General features: G+C 68.2%; 1 protein-coding gene. It reads left to right on the forward strand.

The genetic code is table 11. The features are described from left to right. Window positions 1-258: condensation domain-containing protein (locus KUM49_RS45120; RefSeq protein ID WP_217242798.1), on the forward strand; the 258-nt coding region annotated here is incomplete at both ends.

Here is a 258-nt window from a genome sequence, read left to right on the forward strand (position 1 = left end):
GCGGTGACGTTGCACCGTCTGGGTGCGGGGACGGATATTCCGATCGGGTCGGCGATTGCCGGGCGGACGGATGAGGCGCTGGACGAGCTGGTCGGCTGCTTCGTCAACACGCTGGTGATGCGTACGGACCTTTCCGGTGATCCGTCGTTCGCTGCGTTGTTGGAGCAGGTGCGGGAGACGGGGCTGCAGGCGTATGCGCATCAGGATGTGCCGTTCGAGCGGCTGGTGGAGGAGCTGGCGCCGGCCCGGTCCGCGGCG

Source organism: Streptomyces sp. AC555_RSS877 (assembly GCF_019049245.1).
Lineage (GTDB): Bacteria > Actinomycetota > Actinomycetes > Streptomycetales > Streptomycetaceae > Streptomyces.